The sequence below is a fragment of the Alteromonas sp. 5NW40-0090 genome (assembly GCF_057552975.1).
The window spans coordinates 385,490-405,565 of sequence record NZ_BAAJLT010000001.1 but is presented as its reverse complement, the minus strand read 5'-3'; the positions used below and the strand labels follow the sequence as shown (position 1 = coordinate 405,565).

The 20,076-nt window shown below is 45.9% G+C and carries 20 protein-coding genes; all 20 read left to right on the top strand.

Annotated elements, in window-relative coordinates; translation table 11 throughout:
* The first annotated feature begins 144 nt into the window (after positions 1–144).
* A complete protein-coding gene (gene fliE, locus AC27KT_RS01780) occupies positions 145–480 on the top strand; it encodes a flagellar hook-basal body complex protein FliE (RefSeq protein ID WP_014997639.1) in 336 nt (111 codons plus the stop codon).
* A 12-nt stretch (positions 481–492) separates the two neighbouring features.
* Positions 493–2,187, top strand: a complete 1,695-nt coding sequence (gene fliF, locus AC27KT_RS01775) for a flagellar basal-body MS-ring/collar protein FliF (protein ID WP_487126871.1) — start codon at positions 493–495, stop codon at positions 2,185–2,187.
* 12 nt (positions 2,188–2,199) lie between these two features.
* The gene (fliG, locus tag AC27KT_RS01770; protein ID WP_025254367.1) at positions 2,200–3,240 is read left to right on the top strand and encodes a flagellar motor switch protein FliG; all 1,041 of its coding nucleotides are present in this window, start codon (positions 2,200–2,202) and stop codon (positions 3,238–3,240) included.
* A gap of 103 nt (positions 3,241–3,343) precedes the next feature.
* Entirely contained in the window at positions 3,344–4,126 is a 783-nt protein-coding gene (gene fliH / locus AC27KT_RS01765; RefSeq protein ID WP_334057493.1) for a flagellar assembly protein FliH, read from the top strand.
* Positions 4,119–5,453: a flagellar protein export ATPase FliI gene (fliI, locus tag AC27KT_RS01760; protein ID WP_039223070.1), complete on the top strand. Its 1,335-nt coding sequence runs from the start codon at positions 4,119–4,121 to the stop codon at positions 5,451–5,453. The genes fliH and fliI overlap by 8 nt, the downstream gene beginning before the upstream one ends.
* A gap of 72 nt (positions 5,454–5,525) precedes the next feature.
* The gene (gene fliJ / locus AC27KT_RS01755; RefSeq protein WP_487126868.1) at positions 5,526–5,963 is read left to right on the top strand and encodes a flagellar export protein FliJ; all 438 of its coding nucleotides are present in this window, start codon (positions 5,526–5,528) and stop codon (positions 5,961–5,963) included.
* 358 nt (positions 5,964–6,321) lie between these two features.
* Positions 6,322–8,625, top strand: a complete 2,304-nt coding sequence (locus AC27KT_RS01750) for a flagellar hook-length control protein FliK (protein WP_487126866.1) — start codon at positions 6,322–6,324, stop codon at positions 8,623–8,625.
* 227 nt (positions 8,626–8,852) lie between these two features.
* Positions 8,853–9,392, top strand: a complete 540-nt coding sequence (fliL, locus tag AC27KT_RS01745; RefSeq protein ID WP_487126864.1) for a flagellar basal body-associated protein FliL — start codon at positions 8,853–8,855, stop codon at positions 9,390–9,392.
* Positions 9,393–9,419: 27 nt separating this feature from the next.
* A complete protein-coding gene (gene fliM, locus AC27KT_RS01740; RefSeq protein ID WP_014948638.1) occupies positions 9,420–10,478 on the top strand; it encodes a flagellar motor switch protein FliM in 1,059 nt (352 codons plus the stop codon).
* A gap of 17 nt (positions 10,479–10,495) precedes the next feature.
* Positions 10,496–10,903 (top strand): flagellar motor switch protein FliN, encoded by a 408-nt coding sequence (fliN, locus tag AC27KT_RS01735; protein ID WP_014948639.1) that lies wholly within the window; start codon positions 10,496–10,498, stop codon positions 10,901–10,903.
* Positions 10,904–10,931: 28 nt separating this feature from the next.
* Positions 10,932–11,384, top strand: a complete 453-nt coding sequence (fliO, locus tag AC27KT_RS01730; RefSeq protein WP_487126861.1) for a flagellar biosynthetic protein FliO — start codon at positions 10,932–10,934, stop codon at positions 11,382–11,384.
* Positions 11,377–12,132, top strand: coding sequence for a flagellar type III secretion system pore protein FliP (gene fliP / locus AC27KT_RS01725; RefSeq protein WP_487126859.1), 756 nt, complete (start codon positions 11,377–11,379; stop codon positions 12,130–12,132). The genes fliO and fliP overlap by 8 nt, the downstream gene beginning before the upstream one ends.
* An 8-nt stretch (positions 12,133–12,140) precedes the next feature.
* Entirely contained in the window at positions 12,141–12,410 is a 270-nt protein-coding gene (gene fliQ / locus AC27KT_RS01720; protein ID WP_012517675.1) for a flagellar biosynthesis protein FliQ, read from the top strand.
* A gap of 12 nt (positions 12,411–12,422) precedes the next feature.
* Positions 12,423–13,202 carry a flagellar biosynthetic protein FliR gene (gene fliR, locus AC27KT_RS01715; protein WP_487126856.1) on the top strand — a complete coding sequence of 260 codons (780 nt, stop codon included), beginning with the start codon at positions 12,423–12,425 and terminating at the stop codon, positions 13,200–13,202.
* 6 nt (positions 13,203–13,208) lie between these two features.
* Positions 13,209–14,333: a flagellar biosynthesis protein FlhB gene (gene flhB / locus AC27KT_RS01710; protein WP_487126854.1), complete on the top strand. Its 1,125-nt coding sequence runs from the start codon at positions 13,209–13,211 to the stop codon at positions 14,331–14,333.
* Positions 14,334–14,496: 163 nt separating this feature from the next.
* On the top strand, positions 14,497–16,596 hold the full coding sequence (gene flhA / locus AC27KT_RS01705) for a flagellar biosynthesis protein FlhA (RefSeq protein ID WP_487126852.1): 2,100 nt from the start codon (positions 14,497–14,499) through the stop codon (positions 16,594–16,596).
* A gap of 29 nt (positions 16,597–16,625) precedes the next feature.
* Complete coding sequence (gene flhF / locus AC27KT_RS01700; protein ID WP_487126850.1) at positions 16,626–18,035, top strand: flagellar biosynthesis GTPase FlhF; 1,410 nt, start codon at positions 16,626–16,628, stop codon at positions 18,033–18,035.
* A gap of 5 nt (positions 18,036–18,040) precedes the next feature.
* Positions 18,041–18,907, top strand: a complete 867-nt coding sequence (locus tag AC27KT_RS01695) for a MinD/ParA family protein (protein WP_039223052.1) — start codon at positions 18,041–18,043, stop codon at positions 18,905–18,907.
* Positions 18,904–19,635 carry an RNA polymerase sigma factor FliA gene (locus tag AC27KT_RS01690; RefSeq protein ID WP_039223050.1) on the top strand — a complete coding sequence of 244 codons (732 nt, stop codon included), beginning with the start codon at positions 18,904–18,906 and terminating at the stop codon, positions 19,633–19,635. Before AC27KT_RS01695 ends, AC27KT_RS01690 begins: the two co-directional genes overlap by 4 nt.
* Before the next feature lie 36 nt (positions 19,636–19,671).
* The gene (cheY, locus tag AC27KT_RS01685) at positions 19,672–20,055 is read left to right on the top strand and encodes a chemotaxis response regulator CheY (RefSeq protein WP_025254383.1); all 384 of its coding nucleotides are present in this window, start codon (positions 19,672–19,674) and stop codon (positions 20,053–20,055) included.
* Positions 20,056–20,076: the final 21 nt, after the last annotated feature.

Sequence of the window (20,076 nt, the reverse complement as noted above, 5' to 3'; positions counted from 1 at the left end):
AAATTTGGCTTACCCTCTCTTTTGTCACTTATCCTGTTGATGTAAAAGGGTTTTAAAAGTTGGCAAGCCCTTTGCTAAATCACTCATATAGATTATGTATTCGCCGGTGTTCAGGCGGTTTTTAAAGAAACACTAGGAGTGGTTATGGACGTTAAAGCCAATAGTTTGTATCAAGAAATGCAGAACATGATTGGGCAAACTCGTCTTCAAGTTAACGAGCCTCAACAGCAGCCGCTTAGTGAAGTTAATAGCTCGGCAAGTGATTTCTCGACCATGCTTAAGAATGCGGTAGATGGTGTAAATGGCATGCAGCTAGAATCAAAAGATGCACAGCAACGTTTTGAAATGGGTGATCCAAGTTTAAGTTTAGCGCAAGTTATGCTGACGAAAGAAAAGGCGGGCATTGCTTTTGAAGCCACTGTTCAAGTACGTAACAAAGTACTTGAAGCCTATAAAACAATAATGAACATGCCGGTATAGGTGGAGTAGGTTATGGCTGAAGCTACAGGTACAAACCTTACGGTTCCTGATCAAAATCAAGCGATGGACAATGAGCCAGAAAACAAATCTGGTTTTATGGATACGTTAGGGAGTGCAGATATGATGCGCCAAATGGCCCTTGTGGTTGTTTTGGTCATCTGCGTGGCCATCGCTATCTTTATTCTTATTTGGTCGCAAGAGCCTGATTATCGCCCCCTTGCGAAAATGGAAACCCAAGAGCTTATTGAAACCCTCGATTATATGGATGCGAATCAAATCGATTATAAGCTTGAAGGCAATACTGTTTATGTAAGAAGTGACGAGTTTCAAAATATCCGCCTAGGTATGACCCGCCAAGGGTTAACTAAAACCTCGGATGCAGGTACCGATATCATCATGCAGGACATGGGGTTTGGTGTGAGCCAGCGTGTTGAGATGGAACGTCTTAAACATGCGCGTGAACAACAGATTGCCTCGACCATCGAAGATATCGCAAGTATTCAAAAAGCCCGTGTTCTTTTAGCTATGCCAAAAGAGAACGTGTTTGCGCGAAGAGAGAAGAAAGCGTCGGCAACCGTTGTCCTAACGGCTAAGCGCGGCGCCGTAATCGCCGGTGAAGAAGTGGATGCGGTCGTTGATATCGTGGCATCTGCAGTTCAAAACATGGAGCCGTCTAAAGTAACAGTAACAGACAGCAATGGCCGCCTGCTTAATTCGGGTTCACAAGATTCAATGAGTGCCCGTGCCAGAAAAGAGTACGAAATTGAACGTCAGCGCGAGCAAGAGTATCTAGAAAAAATTGACGCTATACTGATTCCTGTATTGGGCATAGGTAACTACACGGCGCAAGCTGACGTTACCATGGACTTCACCGCTATGGAGCAAACCCAGCGAAGCTACAACCCAGATTTACCTGCAGTTCGCAGCGAAATGATCATGGAAGAAAATAGCGTTGGCGGAGGTGTTGGCGGTATTCCGGGGGCATTATCAAATCAGCCTCCGTTAGATTCTAATATTCCAGAAAATGCCGTGGGCGGCAGTCAGCAAACTATGCCAGGGCGCACAGCGAAAGAATCGACCCGCAACTACGAACTTGATACCACTATCAGTCATACCAAGAAACAGACAGGGGTTATCCGCAGATTGAGCGTGTCAGTAGCGGTTGACTACACCCAAGTCGCAGGCGAAGACGGGGCGATAACGCCAACGCCACGGAAACAAGAAGAAATTCTTAATATTCGCAGACTATTGCAGGGCGGTATTGGCTTTGACGTAACCCGCGGCGACTCGCTAGAAGTGGTTAGCGTACCCTTTACTCGTATGGATGCAGGTGAAATTGAAGATGCGCCTTTGTGGGAAAAGCCTGGTTTTCTGCCAATTCTTAAGCTAGTTGTTGGTGGCTTGGTTATAATAGTGCTTATCATCTTTGTGATTCGACCTATGCTGCGTCGTCTTATCAACCCAGATGAGTCTAACGAGGCCGATGAATTTGATGCCGATGAAGGCTTAGACTTAGGCGATGACACAATTAGCATGCTAACGTCTGACTTTGACGAAGGACAGGTAGGCTTTGCGCCAGATGGCTCACTTATGCTGCCTGACCTACACAAAGACGAAGATGTACTTAAAGCCGTACGCGCCCTAGTGGCCAATGAACCAGAATTATCAGCCCAAGTAGTGAAGGGCTGGTTAATGCAAGACGAGTAGTGAGATAAGATTATGGCTGAAGAACTTGCCAATGTTGAAGAACCGTCATACGACGTCAGTAAATTAGAAGGCGTAGAGAAAGCTGCCATCTTACTACTAAGCTTATCTGAAGAAGACGCGGCGCAGATATTAAAGCACCTTGAACCGAAACAAGTGCAGAAGCTGGGTTCTGAAATGGCGAAAGTGGACGATATGACGCAAACCAAAATCACGTCAGTTCACAAACATTTCATTGAAGAGATTCAGAACTACAGCACTATTGGCTTCCAGAGCCAAGACTTTGTTAAGCGAGCGCTAACTGCGGCGTTAGGTGAAGATAAGGCAGCAAATCTTATCGATCAGATCCTAATGGGCAGCGGCGCAAAAGGTCTAGATTCACTGAAGTGGATGGACTCTAAGCAGGTGGCGAGCATTATTCGCAACGAACACCCGCAGATCCAAACTATCGTATTGTCTTATTTAGAGCCTGAGCAAAGTGCTGAAATATTGGCGCAGTTCCCGGAAAAGGTTCGACTCGACTTGCTAATGCGTATTGCAAATCTAGAGGAAGTTCAGCCGGCAGCACTACAAGAGTTGAACGAAATTATGGAGAAGCAGTTCGCAGGTCAAGCGGGAACGCAAGCGGCGAAAATGGGCGGCTTGAAGTCTGCGGCGAATATTATGAACTACCTGGATACCGCGATAGAAGGTCAGTTGATGGACGCTATCCGCGAGCAAGACGAAGAGATGAGCCAGCAAATCCAAGACCTCATGTTTGTTTTCGACAACTTAGTCGATGTAGACGACAAAGGCATTCAAGCAATACTGCGCGAAGTACAGCAAGACGCGCTGCTTAAAGCCATTAAAGGCGCTGACGAAGAGCTTAAAGATAAAATTATGCGCAATATGTCTAAGCGTGCTGCTGAAATGCTTGGCGATGATTTGGAAGCGCTTGGCCCTGTTCGTATCAGTGAAGTGGAAACGGCACAAAAAGAAATTCTTTCTGTTGCCCGTCGACTTTCTGACTCAGGTGAAATTATGCTTGGCGGCGGTGGCGGTGAAGAGTTCTTGTAAGGGCTCTGATGCCCTTACTGTTGTAGCTGAGGTATAACTAAAGCTTGTAATAAATAGTCTTCTAATAAAGAGCCTTGTACTAAAAAGTCTCTGGTAATAAAAAATGTCTGGTAATAAAAATTTCAGTGAAAACGAAATAAACGAAGCTAAAACCTGGGACCTGCCTTTTGTCGATGACCCAAGAGCATCTAGGAAGGATGAACCAACCAATGCACTGAATAAACGCTCAGACTGGAAGTATGAGCCACCTGAAGTTGAAGAGGAAATTAAGCCGCCAACAGCTGAAGAGATTGAAGCTATTCGCCAAGCTGCCTATGAAGAAGGTTTTCAAGAAGGCAAGGAAAAGGGTTTTGAGGAAGGTAAGGCTGAAGGCCTCGAAGCGGGTTTGACCGAGGGTAAAGAACAAGGTCATAACGAAGGTTTGGAACAAGGTTTAGACGAAGGTCGCCAGCAAATGGCAACCCAAGCCGAAGTGTGGCAAATGCTTGCTGAAAAATTTCATGACCCACTTTCGCAAGCTAACGATGAAACGCGTGACCAGTTGGTGAAACTTGCCGTAACTCTTGCAAAAGCTGTAATTAAAACAGAGGTTAGCACTAACCAACAGGTGATACTCCAAGCGTTAAGCGAAGGCATCAAAGCGCTGCCCATTAATCAAGCGGATTATCAAATTCACATGAACCCTGACGATATTGAATTGGTAAAAGCCCACTTTGGCGACGAAGAGATTTCTAAAAAAGGGTGGAATTTAATTGAAGCGCCAGCGATGGAACGTGGCGGTTGCGATATTACTACTGTGCAAAATGCCGTCGACGTGTCCATTGAACGCCGTTGCCGCGACGTAATTGATAAATTCCTATTAAACCAAGGTTTGTCAGATGACTAGCCCTTGGCACACTCACTTTGAATCCCTCACAAAACAGGTCTCTTCTCCTCCTGTTGTTGCTGCAGGCAAGTTAGTCCGAGGTATCGGTTTAACTCTTGAAGCTGTGGGGTGTCAGCTACCCGTCGGCAGTCAGTGTTTAGTGCAAACTATCGAAGGTGAAATAGAAGCCGAAGTAGTTGGTTTTGGCGATGATATTACTTATTTGATGCCCACTGAAGCAGTTCGCGGCATTGTGCCCGGAAGTCGCGTGATGCCGTTAAATCGACAAAGCGGTTTGCCGGTAGGTATGGGGCTTTTAGGGCGAGTGGTAGATGGCAATGGTCAGCCCCTTGACGGTTTAGGCGAAATAAATGCAGAAGCCCGCGCGCCAACCACTAGACCGCCTATGAACCCGCTTATCCGCCGGCCAATAAACGCACCTATGGATGTTGGCGTACGTGCTATTAACGCACTTAACACGGTTGGTGTAGGGCAGCGTATGGGGCTTTTTGCAGGAAGTGGCGTGGGTAAAAGTGTGCTACTTGGCATGATGACCCGAGGCTGTGAAGCCGATGTGGTCGTGGTTGGGCTAGTTGGTGAGCGTGGACGAGAAGTGAAAGAGTTTATTCACGAAATCCTCACAGAAGAAGAGCGCCAACGTGCAGTTGTAGTAGCTGCACCTGCTGATACTTCACCTCTTATGCGCTTGAAGGGTTGTGAAACTGCAGTCACCATTGCTGAATATTTTCGCGATAAAGGCATGAAGGTGCTGCTGCTCATTGATTCGTTAACTCGTTATGCCATGGCGCAGCGCGAGATAGCGCTGGCTGTGGGTGAACCTCCTGCAACAAAAGGCTATCCGCCATCGGTCTTTGCTCGGTTACCTGCATTAGTTGAACGAGCTGGTAATGGCAGCGAGCGCCAAGGCTCTATCACGGCCTTTTATACGGTACTTACTGAAGGGGACGATTTACAAGACCCCATAGCAGACGCTGCTCGTGCCATTCTAGATGGTCACGTGGTTTTATCGCGAACCCTTGCCGATAGTGGTCACTACCCGGCAATTGATATCGAGGCGTCGATAAGTCGAGTAATGCCAATGGTGGTAAGTGAAGAGCATCAATTAATGGCTCGTCGCATTCGCCAGGTTTACTCAAACTACAAACAAAACCAAGACCTTATTTCTATTGGCGCTTATGCAAAAGGCTCCGACCCACGTATTGATTTAGCCATTCGTGCAGAGCCCGCAATCAATGCTTTGTTGCAACAAGGAATGAAGCAGGTCATTCCTTATGACGAAAGCCTAGAAGGTATGGCAGCGCTTGCCAAAGGGTTAGGGCAGGGATGATGGCTTTGTTAGTAAAGAATAATAAAACGCTCGTGAAGAAGAAATCAAAACTCTTGAGTAAGGGCGCTAAAAATGTCTAAACAACTAGAGCGTCTAGCCGAGTTTGAGCGAGAAAAAGAGCAGCGAGAAGCCCGGTATTATCAGCAGGCTCAGCAAAACGTAAATCAGCAAAAGCAAAAGCTTACTAGCCTCGAGCAGTACCGTATTGACTATATAAAGGGCATTCAACAAACCGGTCAAGCGGGTGTTACCGCCACCTATTATCAGCAGCATTTATCCTTCGTTGGAAAACTAGATAAAGCGTGTGAGCAGCAGATGCAAGTGATTGCTCGTGCACAAATGGCTGCGGATCAGCGAAAGCAACTGTGGCTAAAGCAACAGCAAAAAGTGAAAGCCGTAACCTTATTACTTGATAAGAAAAAGTTGGTAGAACAGAAAAAAGAGGCCAAGGCAGAACAGGCCATGATGGATGAGTTTGCTACCCAACGATTTTTCAGAGCCAAGCGTTGACCTTTCTAATCATTAGTATAGCCTCAAGCCACTTTGGCTCGACCTTTGCAAAACCAATATCAAATGGCTCAACGTGCCGAAATTACAGCGTAATAAATATCACGGTTTAACAGTTTTTTGGATAATTTCTAAACAGTTTATAAAGTAAGAAATTCAACCAAAAATAGCGTAACCCTTAACGCGAAACATTAGCGACGTAGGGGGCGAGATAGCCTTAAGTGGTTGTAATTAAAACAAGCGTTGGTGGGTTTGCGATAATCTGGGTTTAGGATGCTTTGTTTAACGCCTAGTAAATAATTCGCATCACATTACGTCTTCTTTGGTGAAAGACGATATAAATGTAGGACGGTAGGACAATATGCAACAAGTTGCCGCACATAAAACAGACATTGCCGCATTACCTTTTTCTGCTTCTAGCACAGCTAAAGCGGTCGAAACAGGTATTGGCACGCAACAGCAAGCGAATAGCGAAAACAACCAAGCATTTAATCGACTTTATCAGGAAGCAAAATCGAGCAAATCAGATTTTGTTTTAAATGACAAAGATGCAATGCGCTCTCTGTCCGGGGAGGCAGCCCGTGCAACCAGTTCTGCAGCTCATTCTTCAGTTTCTAATGAGGCGGTAGAAAAGGATAAAGACCGAGATGCCGGACATACCAATCTTCCCGTTGAAAAGAAAGTAACAGACAATCCTGCTGAGTCCGAGCCGTCTACAAAAGAAGAAAGAACTGCTATCGGTTCAAATGAGACAGCAGCACAGCGCAACTCGGGCGATAAGGAAAAGGCCGGTTTGATAGTAGATGACGCTGAAGGTGATGTTGAACAAAAAGCCGTAACCGAAGCAGAGTTTGTCATTGGAGAAGGCGGCAAAAAAGATGCAGAGGCTGGCGTCATTACCACGCCGGGTACGCCAGATGGAAAGCCGGACAAATCTGATGAAGAGCCTGACTGGGTTGCCTATGTTGAAACCCTAGCTGATCGCTTTGGTAAGGCTGATAGCAGAGAGCAAACTCAAGGGCAACCAGGTAACAGAGCAGCCAATGGTATTTCTGAAGTTCCAGATGAGACCGTTAATGTTCTTTCTGTAAAAGAAAACGGAAAGCTTTGGAAGATCCCAGACAGTGTAGATGCCAGCGACGCGCCCTCGGTAATGGCACATTTACTTTCTCAGCTTAAAAGTGGCAACAGTGAGGGGGACATCGCTATCGAATCCCTTTCGACTGACGCACAACAAACACTGAGTGCTTTAACTGCACTATTGATTGGCGCTGAAAGCGAACAAAATAGTGCCGGTAGCGAACAAAATGATGCTAACAGCGAAGCTAACGCTGAACTTTCTAAATTCCTTACCGAGGATAAGTCAGACCCAAATGCCAGTGAACTTTCGACGCTAATAGCGCAACTCATGCAGCAAAAAGAGAGCGATAACGATGTAGAGCAAAGCGTGAGCGAAGGGGCAGAGGGAATGCTGGCAAATAGTAAAAACGCAGCAGATGAATCTCTTGTGTTAAGCCTGTTATCTGATGAGCTTAAAGCGATGCAGCAACAATCGTCAGATGAAGCCAGCTCTCAATTAGAAGCATTGTATTCTGATGCAACCACTGTCATAGCCGCTGAAGTAGCCATTGACGGGGCTGTTCTGGAAAATGTTGGTGTAAATGCTAACGGGGCAGACAAAAATAAGGTAACGGCTACTGACGCAGCGTCATTGATGAATACCCAAAATGCTGCACCTCAAAACACAATGTCTCAAAGTACTAGCTTTGAAATGACCGGTGATCCACAAAGTGACTTATTAACTGCGTTAAGTGAACTCACCCCACAAACTGCACAAAAGGCTACCGAGGCGTTTGCTGAGCGCGTCGTTGCAGTAATGCCAAGTGGTGCACAACAACAAGCTGTGAAGACAAACATCATTGCCGGTATCAATGAATTTCAGCAACAAGTTCAACAAGGTAGAGAGCCTGGCATCGATTTATCAGCTATCGTGGCAGACGCCGCAAAAGAGGCGACAGTGAATACCGACGTAACTGCTTCAATGACGGCTAGGGTCGATAACCAAGCAAGTCAGTTCCTAAATTTAATGACGCAAACGCAAGCCAGTGCTCAACAGGCTTTTGCAAGTATGATGGGACAAACCGATACGGTAATACAAGAAAACGCACAGCTTCGCGCTGAAGCGTCAAAATCTCAACAGCAGTTTGAGGGCTTTGATAAAGCGGTCAATATTCATAAGCCAGAAGGACAGCAACAGCTAAACGAAAAAATTCGCTGGATGGTGAACGCGCGTAACACCATGGCTGAAATCCGTCTTGATCCACCTGAGTTGGGAAGCATGCAGGTGCGGGTAAACGTTGCAGGTGACGCGGCAAGCGTGAGTTTCGTTGTGCAGTCTCAACAAGCTAAAGAGGCGCTAGCTGACGCTATGCCAAAACTAAGAGATATGCTTTCAGAACAAGGCATTGAATTGGGTGATGCGCAAGTAAGAAAAGATAATTCTTCAAGTAGCGAAAATGGCCAGCAACTTGCAGAAAATAGTGGCAGTAGAAATGGCGCCGGAAACCGCGGAGAAAATGACGGTTTAGACGACGTGGATGAAATGCGAATTGTCGAGCAATCAGTGACGCGGGCAGCCAAGGGCGGAATTGATTTCTACGCTTAAGATAGGGCAAAACTATTATCAATAGGTAGCATGGTGAGATTATTTCAAGACTGCTATGTTTGGGGTATTCGTTTAATTCTGAACGAACAGTTCGATGAAACGCTGCATATTGCGAGTTAATTGTTGCTGCTACAGTGTTGACCATCTGTAGATACGAATTATGGCATTGCCATTTGCGGTGGAACATTGATAATACGTTTTTTCTTAAAATTACTGATGAGTTACACATGGCTGATGAAGAGTTACAGGTAGAAGAAGGCGGTAAGAAGAAAGGCAAAATGATGTTGATCATCATTATCGCTGTGGTTCTTGTAGGCGGCGGGGCTGCCGCTTATTTCTTGCTTTTCGCGGGCGGTGATGAGCCTGCGGCCGAGGAATTGGCTGAAGCTGATGCTGCAGCAGCTGCTGCAAGTGCGCCGGCAGCGAGTACAGGTAACGCTGAAATTGGTACGGCACTTTATGTTGCTATGCCGAGACCTTTCGTTTTTAACGTGCCGGGTTCGGGACGAGACCGATTGGTTCAAATTAAAGTACAGCTATTAGTACGTGGTTCTGATAACGAAGAATTAGCAAAAACGCATATACCGCTTATTGAAGGTACGCTGTTGCAAGCTTTTAGTACGTCAAATGCGGACGACTTGGTAACAGAAGCCGGTAAAATTGAGCTTCGCGAGCAGGCGGTAAACGAAGTGCAGAAAGCATTAAAAGACATTACGGGCAGCGATGTAGTTGAGCGCGTATTGTTTACTGGGTTTGTCATGCAGTAATGCAATGACCAAGTAAGGTAGAAGACGGTGAGTGATTTATTATCTCAAGATGAAATCGATGCCCTATTACACGGGGTAGATGATGTAGAAGAAGAAGAGGTTGGCGGTAGCGACTCTGATGCTTCTACGCTCGAGTACGACTTCTCCTCGCAAGACAGAATTGTGCGTGGGCGTATGCCTACGCTTGAAATCGTTAATGAACGTTTCGCACGTCATATGCGTGTGAGTTTGTTCAACATGATGCGACGTTCAGCTGAAGTATCGATTAACGGTATTCAGATGATTAAGTTTGGCGAATATATTCACACATTATTCGTTCCAACGAGTTTGAACATGGTGCGTTTCCGCCCACTTAAAGGCACAGGGCTTATCACCATGGAAGCCCGTTTGGTATTTATTCTGGTAGACAACTTCTTTGGTGGCGATGGTCGCTATCATGCGAAAATTGAAGGCCGAGAGTTTACGCCAACGGAGCGCCGTATTATCCAGATGCTGCTTAAAATAATCTTTGAAGATTATAAAGAAGCCTGGGCACCGGTCATGGATGTGTCGTTTGAATATTTGGACTCAGAAGTAAACCCTGCGATGGCGAACATTGTGAGCCCGACCGAGGTTGTAGTTATCAGCTCGTTCCATATCGAGCTGGACGGAGGCGGTGGCGACTTCCACGTGTCCTTGCCATACTCGATGTTAGAGCCCATTCGCGAATTGCTTGATGCGGGTGTTCAAAGCGATAAAGAAGATACAGACTTACGTTGGAGTAAGGCGCTTCGCGATGAAATTATGGACGTTAAAGTGGCGTTAACTACGCATATGCTAGACGTTGATGTACCGCTTCGCGATGTGATGGAGTTTAAACCTGGCGATATCATCCCTGTGGAGATGCCAGAAACTATCACAGTATTAATTGAAGATTTACCCACATTCAGGGCTAAGTTAGGTCGTAGTCGCGACAATTTGGCGCTGAAAATTGTAGAGAAGATTGCAAGACCGACTTCAGTGAAGTCTGAGCTACAGTTATTAACCCGCGGTGGGCGCATTATTGATAATGACGCAGAACTGCAAGTACTCGAAGAAGACCTGTAAGGTAGAGGGGAGTTCCCATGAGTGAAGACGGTATGGACGATTGGGCAGCGGCAATGGCCGAACAAGCCGAATCTGAAGCGGAACAAGAGGCTGGCGATAACGAAGACGTACAAGTTGCTGAACTTGACGAATTAACTGACGACGCGCCGATTACGCAAGAAGAAAAGAAAAAGCTAGATACTATTCTAGATATACCTGTGACTATTTCGATGGAAGTCGGTCGTAGTCAAATAAGTATCCGAAATCTGCTACAGTTGAACCAGGGTTCTGTGGTGGAGCTGGATCGTGTTGCCGGTGAGCCACTAGATGTATTAGTTAATGGCACGTTGATTGCTCATGGAGAAGTAGTAGTGGTCAACGACAAATTCGGTATTCGATTAACGGATGTTATTAGTCAAATTGAGAGAATCAAGAAGCTCAGGTAAAACTTCTTATAAACTAAGGGGTTGCGCAATGCTGCCCCTTTTATTTAGCCAGATAGCCGTCGCGCAGTCGACCCAGTCAATCACCAATCCCACGTCGGTACTGTCAATTTTCCTTTCTTTACTTGTCGTTGTTGGCGTGATTTTCGCCCTTGCTTATGTGATGCGTCGATTTAATGTCACTGCGATGGGAGGAAATCAAATGAAAGTCGCGGCCAGCATGGTTGTTGGCACAAAAGAAAAAATCATGGTGATTCAGGTAGGTGAAGAACAGCACCTCATTGGTGTTACCAGTCACAACATCTCTCATTTGAGTAAATTAGATAAGAATCTCGATATGCCCGTGAAAGGTGTGAACAAAACCACAGGCGAGCAACAAAATGGCGCCGATGCGTTTAAACAAAAACTTGTTGCTGCTATGGCGGGAAAGCTCAACCCGAATATAGAAAAGAATAAAACAAAGGAAGAGTCGAGAGATGCGTAAGTTTGCCTGGCTACTTTTAATGCTGCCCTTATTACTTCTCGTTGAGCCCGCCTATGCTCAACAGGGAATTTCTGCCGTCACGGTGACAACCAATCAAGATGGATCTCAAGACTACACCATGACGCTTCAAGCGCTGTTTATCATGACAGCGCTAAGCCTTATTCCTGCGTTTATCATGATGATGACGTCGTTTACGCGTATTATTGTGGTGTTGTCGATTCTGCGTCAGGCTATCGGTTTACAGCAATCTCCGTCAAACCAGATACTCATTGGCGTAAGTTTGTTTCTATCCATGTTTATTATGGCGCCGGTATTTGAAGAGGTAAACGAGCGAGCTTTACAGCCCTATCTTAACGAGCAGCTCACCAGCTTGGACGCTCTAGAGCAAGCCAAAGGCCCCATGCGCGCATTTATGCTTTCACAAACACGGGTAAAAGACCTAGAAACATTTGTACGGATAGCCGGAGATGAAGGGAAGTATGCCGATACCAATGAAGTACCGCTAACCATCCTTATTCCCGCATTTGTAACCAGTGAACTTAAAACCGCGTTTCAAATTGGTTTTATGCTATTTATTCCCTTTCTCATCATTGACTTGGTGGTAGCGTCTATATTGATGGCCATGGGTATGATGATGCTTTCACCTATGATTGTATCCTTGCCATTTAAACTCATGCTGTTCGTGCTAGTTGATGGTTGGAACCTGATTTTCGGTACGTTGGCGACCAGTTTCGGTATGGGCGTCTAGGAGGGCTTATGTCACCAGAAGTCTTTGTAGAAATACTACGGGAAGCCATGTTTATGGTTATCGTGTTGGTATCTGCGGTGATTGTCCCAAGCTTGATCGTAGGTCTAGTCGTCGCTGTATTTCAGGCCGCCACCAGTATCAACGAACAAACCATGAGCTTCTTACCTCGCTTGCTTGTAACGCTTCTTGCGCTGAGTTGGGGCGGTAACTGGTTGGTGCAACAGCTTATGGACTTTACTTTCAGAATGGTTGATATGATCCCTCAGGTTGTGGGATAGAAGGCTAGCGCTGTGGAATTTGAACTCGCGACCATCAATCAATTCCTAGCAGACATGCTGCTGCCGTTTATGCGCATTAGCGGCTTGTTTGTTGCCATGATTGGCTTGAGTGCTAAATCAATTCCCCCGCAGGTAAGAGCCTTGTTGGGTATAATGCTCACGCTCATCATCATGCCAGTGGTGCCCCCGTCACCCATAGAAAATTTGGTCGATGTGGGCACATTTTTAATTGTTATTCAGCAATTGCTAATAGGTATTGCTATTGGTTTTATATCAATGATGGTGCTCAATACCTTCGTGCTTGCAGGTCAAATTATAGCCATGCAAACCGGTTTAGGTTTTGCGTCTATTGTTGACCCGGTAAACGGTATTAACGTGCCCGCGGTTGGTCAGTTTTATCTAATATTGGCGACCTTATTGTTTTGGACCTTGGACGGGCATTTGTCTATGATCCAAATGATAGTCATGAGCTTCGAGGCGTTTCCTATAGGCGAAGCATGGTGGACAGGAGAACAGTTCCGCGATATTGCCCATTGGGGCGGTTGGATGTTTATATCGGCAGTGACCCTCTCCCTTGCGCCAATCGTCTCGCTGCTGATCGTGAATTTAGCGTTTGGTGTAATGACCAAAGCTGCGCCACAGCTAAACATTTTTAGTATTGGTTTTTCGATTGCTCAGGTAATGGGATTGCTGATTATCTGGATAACACTTGACAATTTTACTGCACACTTTGAAACTCAATGGTTTAGAGCCGAACAGTTTATGTGTGAACTATTGAATATTTGTTCGTAGGAAAACATGGCAGATTCAAGCGAAAAAACAGAAGACCCCACGGGGAAAAAACTCGAAGATGCCCGAAAAAAAGGGCAGCTAGCCCGTTCCCGTGAACTCTCTACGACCCTAGTACTTATCGTCAGTGCTTTTATGTTCTTGTTTGTGGGAGGGTGGATTGCTGAATCTGTTTTTAAACTTACTCAGAGAATGTTCATTCTCTCTCGTGACGAAACCTATGATATCACCCACATGTTTGGCGCATGGGGTGAAGCATTTTCTGCGGTAGGTCCAGCGGTGCTGCTTTATATGGTGGTTGCCATGATAGCGGGCATTTATGGCTCTATCGCGCTTGGTGGTTTCAACTTTACTTGGGAAGGGGCAAAGCCTAAAGGCTCTAAGATGAGTCCTATTCAAGGCTTCAAGCGAATGTTTGGCACAAATGGCTTGGTAGAGTTATTGAAGTCCATAGCGAAAGTGGTGGTCATAATCGGCATGGCCATCGGGGCGTTACTGTTCTTTGAAGATGAAGCATTGCATTTAGATATGGAACTATATCCGGGAAACATCTTTCACGCACTCGATATGCTTAAGTGGGCGTTTCTTATTTTAGTGTGCGGCATGATCCCTATTGCGCTCATTGATGTGCCTTATCAAATGTACAAGCACAACAAAGAAATGAAGATGACCAAGCAAGAGGTGAAAGACGAGCGGAAAAATGCGGAAGGCGACCCTATGGTTAAAGGCCGAATTCGCCGTCTGCAATATCAGGCTGCAACCAAGCGCATGATGCAAGAAGTCCCACAAGCCGACGTGGTTGTGACCAACCCCACTCACTTTTCTGTTGCCATTAAGTACGATGAGAAGGGCGTAAGGGCGCCGGTTGTGGTCGCTAAAGGTGCTGATGAGTTAGCGATGCATATCAGAAAAATTGCTACCGCTAACGACGTGCCGCTGATCCCTTCCCCCATGTTAGCGCGAGCCATTTTCTACTCTACAGAAGTGGACGACGAAATCCCTAACGCCTTGTTTATGGCGGTAGCGCAGGTGCTAGCACATGTTTATCAGCTTAAAGCGCATAGGGCTGGAAAGGGCAAGCGACCTAAGCCGCTCAAACGAGATCTGCCAATACCACCGGAATATCGACGCTAATTCACTCAATGGATTGAAATTTTGCACCCATTTAGATGTGACGCGAATTTCATCAGGATTAGTCGAATCTAAATTCCTCTTTCTATAAAGCTGGCACGTTAGTTGAAGACTCTTTTGAAGATTCACACAAAGCGTCAATTTTCTGATAGAGAGACACCAAGCCATGCAGTTATCCGGTTATCTTCAGCGATTCGATAAAAATCAGCTGCAAAATTTTACCAGTGGTTTAGGCGCACCCATCGTCCTTTTAGCAATTATGGGCATGGTTATATTACCTATGCCGCCATTTTTATTGGACGTGCTGTTTAGTTTCAATATTGCCTTGTCTCTCGTCATCATTTTGGTGGCAGTTTTAACGCAAAAGCCCGTCGATTTTGGCATATTTCCCTTAGTGTTACTGATTGCTACGGTTTTACGACTTGCATTAAACGTGGCTTCTACCCGGGTGGTTTTACTTTACGGTCACGAGGGCGGTGATGCTGCTGGAAAAGTGATTGAAGCCTTCGGTGCGGTTGTTATCGGCGGTAACTATGCTGTAGGTATTGTTGTGTTTGCTATCCTTCTTATTATCAACTTTAAAGTTGTGACCGCAGGCGCAGGGCGTATTTCAGAGGTAAGTGCTCGCTTTACCTTGGACGCTATGCCTGGTAAGCAGATGGCAATTGATGCCGACCTGAATGCTGGTTATATAGACCAGGATCAAGCGCGACAGCGCCGCGAAGAGATTACCGCTGAAGCTGACTTTTACGGGTCGATGGACGGTGCGTCAAAATTTGTGAAAGGTGACGCAGTGGCGGGCCTGTTCATCATGCTCATTAATATTGTCGGCGGTCTATTCATTGGCATGATTCAGCATGGGCTATCATTCGGGAACGCCATAGAAATCTATACAATTTTGACTATTGGTGATGGTTTGGTGGCGCAGATACCTTCATTGCTACTTTCGGTAGCCACAGCAATTATCGTGACCCGCGAAAATGAAACTCAAGAAATGGGGAAGGAAATCCGCGGTCAGTTAGGTAATAACCAAGCTCTATACATCGCCTCGGGCGTTCTATTTGTCATGGGTATTATCCCGGGTATGCCTCATATCGCATTTTTGGGTTTTTCCTTCCTGATAGCGGGCTTTGCTTACTGGCAGTCGCTTCAGGCGAAGAAAAAAGCCGCAGAGCCTCAAGTACCAGAGAATATATCAAAAGATGAAACCGTGGCCCCTGAAGTTAAAGAGTTAGGTTGGGACGATGTCCAGCAGGTCGATACAATCGGTCTAGAAGTGGGTTATCGTTTAATTCCTCTTGTAGACAAGTCTCAAGGTGGCGAGTTGTTAACACGGATTAAAGGGGTACGTAAAAAGCTTTCCCAAGAGCTTGGCTTCCTTATTCCACCGGTTCATATCCGCGATAATTTAGACCTTGAACCTAATACTTATACGATTGCTATGCTTGGCGTAACCATTGGCGATTCAGTTATTAGTCACGATGAAGAGCTTGCGATTAACCCAGGGCAAGTGTTCGGTAAATTAGAGGGGCGTGCGACTAAAGACCCTGCGTTTGGCTTAGATGCAGTATGGATAAAACCTAATAAGCGTGAGCACGCGCAAACCCTTGGGTATACCGTTGTAGATGCAGCTACAGTTGTCGCCACGCATTTAAGTCAGTTGCTTTCCAATAACGCTTATCAGTTACTTGGGCATGAAGAGGCCCAACAGCTTCTGGATATGCTGGCCAAACAGCACCCTAAATTGGTTGAAGGCTTGGTGCCTGATATTCTGCCGCTTAGTACAGTAGTGAAAGTGCTGCAAACCTTGCTTTTCGAAGGCGTACCTATTCGCGATATGCGCACTATCGTGCAAACGCTTAGTGAGTACGGTACGCGTAGCCAAGACCCAGATGTACTGGTGTCTGCGGTACGTATAGCACTTAAGCGTCTTATCGTTCAAGAAATTACCCAAGGGGCGAAAGAGATACCTGTCATAACCTTGGCGCCAGAGTTGGAACAGATGTTGCACCAGTCACTTCAAGCAGGTGGCGAAGATGGCGCTGGCATAGAGCCAGGTCTGGCAGACAAGCTGCAAAAATCATTGCAGCAAGCCAGTCAGCAGCAAGAGTTAGAGGGAGAGCCTGCAGTACTCCTTACCTCTGGCATGTTGCGACCCGTTCTGTCTCGCTTCTTAAAGTATTCTGTTGTTGGGCTTCATGTTCTTTCATACCAAGAAGTGCCTGACGACAAACAAATAAAAATAGTCAGTTCGGTCGGTCAATAATCTGACACTGGGTGATTGGAGAGGTTGCAATGAAAATTAGACGTTTCTTCGGCAAAGATATGCGTGAGGCGCTAAGCCAAGTTAAAGCTGAGTTAGGCAGTGATGCTGTGATCATGTCAAATCGCAAAGTCGCTGACGGTATCGAGCTTGTAGCAGCCTACGACAAAGAGCCTGAAGCTAAGCTTTTCACGCCTAAGGCGGCTCCACAAGCCGCAGCTAAAACACCAGGTCAAAAGGCCGTGCCTAGCTTAAGTGAAATTATTGGCGACGACGGCCCTGACAGCTTAAAAGCATTGCTTGAAAAGCAGCATGGTGGAAACCCAGGCGCGAGCAGTTCTGCACAACCAACACAGCCAATATCAGCGAACGCTAAACACGCCAACGAAATTGCATCTCACTTAGATTTTTCAGAAGCCTTTATCGACGACCTTGGAACACAATCCCAACCTCAAGACATTGTCGAGCAACAGCCTTTTCCTGAGCACCAAGCGTCAAGTATGGGTGAAACACCTGTATCTCAGTCTGCTGAACTAGCTCAAATCAAAGAAGAGTTAGCCTCGCTTCGCGACGTATTACAGTATCAAGTGGCCGACTTAATGGAAGCGAAGAACAAGCGTCAAAAACCTGTTCATCAATACCTAGTCACGCGATTAACTGATATGGGTTTGAGTAGCGCGCTTGCAACACAGCTTATTAGCTATACACCTGCTCATTACAACGAACGTGACGCATGGGTATATCTTCTTAACCTATTGGCTAATCGCATAAATGTTACCGGAAACGATATACTTAGCTCACAAGGTGCCGTTGCATTAGTGGGGCCTACTGGTACGGGTAAAACAACCACTGTTGCAAAGTTAGCCGCTCGCTATGCGCAGAAATACGGTGCAGAGTCGGTGGCTATGATAACCATTGATACGTATAGAATTGCAGCCTATGAGCAGCTAGCGACATACGGAAAAATTATTGGCTGTACTGTGCGAAAAGCGCAAACTAGTGAAGAACTTGCAGATTTATTGTTCCAACTTCGTCATAAGCGACTAGTATTGATTGATACAGCAGGTTTTAGTCAGCGTGATAGTCGATTAATTAAGCAAATTAAGCAGTTCGACAATGGCCAAATGCCGAAAGTTAAAAAATATTTGGTAGCGCAAGCTAATACGCAATATCCTGCTTTGCAGAGAATCATTCAAGCGTATGATGATATTGAACTAAGTGGCTGTATTTTCACAAAGTTAGATGAGTGCTACTCTTTAGGAGAGGTACTTAGTGCAGCGGTTGAATATCAACTACCGGTTAGTTATGTCACCGATGGCCAAAAAGTGCCTGAAGACATTAAGATTGCAGAAGCGAAATCTTTAGTTTCCGCTGCTGCAAAGCTTTATAAAAAGTACGGTTTGAATCATACTAGTGGTAACAACGCAATTAAAACAGCATAAGCAGTATGATTGACGACCAAGCGAGTAGCTTAAGAAAAATGAAGCAATCACGGTTAATCAAAGTAATCGCCGTCACTGGTGGTAAAGGTGGCGTAGGTAAAACAAACATTACACTCAACACTGCTATCGCGATGGCGAAGCAGGGTAAGAGAGTAATGGTTCTTGACGCCGACCTTGGCCTTGCCAACGTAGATGTTATGCTAGGGCTAAGGGTTGAGAAAAACCTATCTCACGTGCTCTCTGGAGAATGTACGTTGGACGAAGTGTTAGTGACCGGTCCTCACGGCATTAAGATTGCGCCTGCCACATCGGGCACGCAGTCAATGGCAGAGCTTTCACCAACGCAACACGCTGGTTTGATCAGAGCGTTTAGCGAATTACGCTCTCAGATAGATGTGCTTATCGTCGACACCGCAGCAGGCATATCAGATATGGTATTAAGCTTCTCAAAGGCCTCACAAGATATCATGGTCGTCGTATGCGATGAGCCAACATCTTTAACAGATGCCTACGCACTAATAAAAATTCTTAACCGCGAGCACGGTGTTTTTCGTTTCAAAGTCGTAGCCAATATGGTTCGCGATGTGCGTGAAGGTCAGGAATTATTTAGCAAATTAAGCAAAGTGACAGGGCGTTTTCTCGATGTTGCACTAGAATTAGTGGCGACAGTGCCCTTCGACGAGAATATTCGCAAGGCGGTGCGCAAGCAAACGGCTATTGTTGACGCCTTTCCAGGCTCTCCGGCAGCAGTAGCGATAACTAAGTTGGCAAGTAAAGCACTTACGTGGCCAATTCCAGCGCAGCCCGGTGGCCACTTAGAATTTTTCATTGAACAATTAGTTGCAGAAAAAGCCGTAGGAAGTCAGCGTTGAACAGCAAGGCAGCCGCTTATCAACAACAAACAGATAAATCGCAGTTAGTCGAAAGACATGCGCCTCTGGTAAAGCGAATTGCGCATCATTTGATTGCGCGACTGCCTGCCAGCGTACTTGTTGATGACCTTATCCAATCAGGCATGATTGGGTTGCTAGAAGCCGCACGAAACTTTGACGGCTCTAAAGGCGCAAGTTTCGAAACCTTCGCAGGAATTCGGATCCGTGGTGCCATGCTCGACGAAATACGAAAAGGTGATTGGACCCCGCGTTCTGTTCACCGTAACGGCCGCGCCATAACGGAAGCGATATCTCAAGTAGAGAGCGAGACAGGGCGCGATGCACGAGATTCAGATATTGCTGACAAGCTTAACGTAAGCTTGCAGGATTATCACCAGATGCTTAATGAAGTAAATGCCGGAAAGCTGGTGGGTATTGAAGATTTAGGTGTGTCGGAAGATGTTATTACTACTGAACAAAGTAGAGGCAGTGACGCACCGTTAGAAGATTTAATGCAGGGTGCTTTTCAAAAAGCGCTTGCCCATGCAATTACGACATTACCTGAGCGAGAAGCGATTGTACTTTCACTTTATTACGATGAAGAACTAAACTTAAGAGAAATAGGCGAAGTTCTTGATGTAAGTGAGTCGAGAGTCAGTCAAATTCATAGTCAAGCCATGTTAAAACTCAAATCACGAATGAAGTCGTGGCAAGCTGACGAAGAATAGAGATTAATAACAATTAACCCCTCACTGGAGGCTATTTTGGACAAAAGCATGAAAATTCTCGTGGTCGATGACTTTTCTACCATGAGACGAATCATCAAAAACCTGCTAAAAGATTTGGGTTTTGCCAACATCCAGGAAGCGGATGACGGAAGCACTGCATTACCTATGTTACAACAGGGCGATTTCGACTTTGTTGTGACCGATTGGAATATGCCTGGTATGCAGGGCATCGATTTGCTTCGCGCTATAAGAGCAGACGATAAGCTTAAGCATTTGCCTGTGCTTATGGTTACTGCGGAAGCGAAAAAAGAGCAAATCGTTGCAGCGGCGCAAGCAGGTGTAAATGGTTACGTTGTAAAGCCGTTCACAGCAGCAACACTAAAAGAAAAATTAGATAAAATATTCGAACGTTTAGGTTGATCCAGACGCTCACCAGATAAA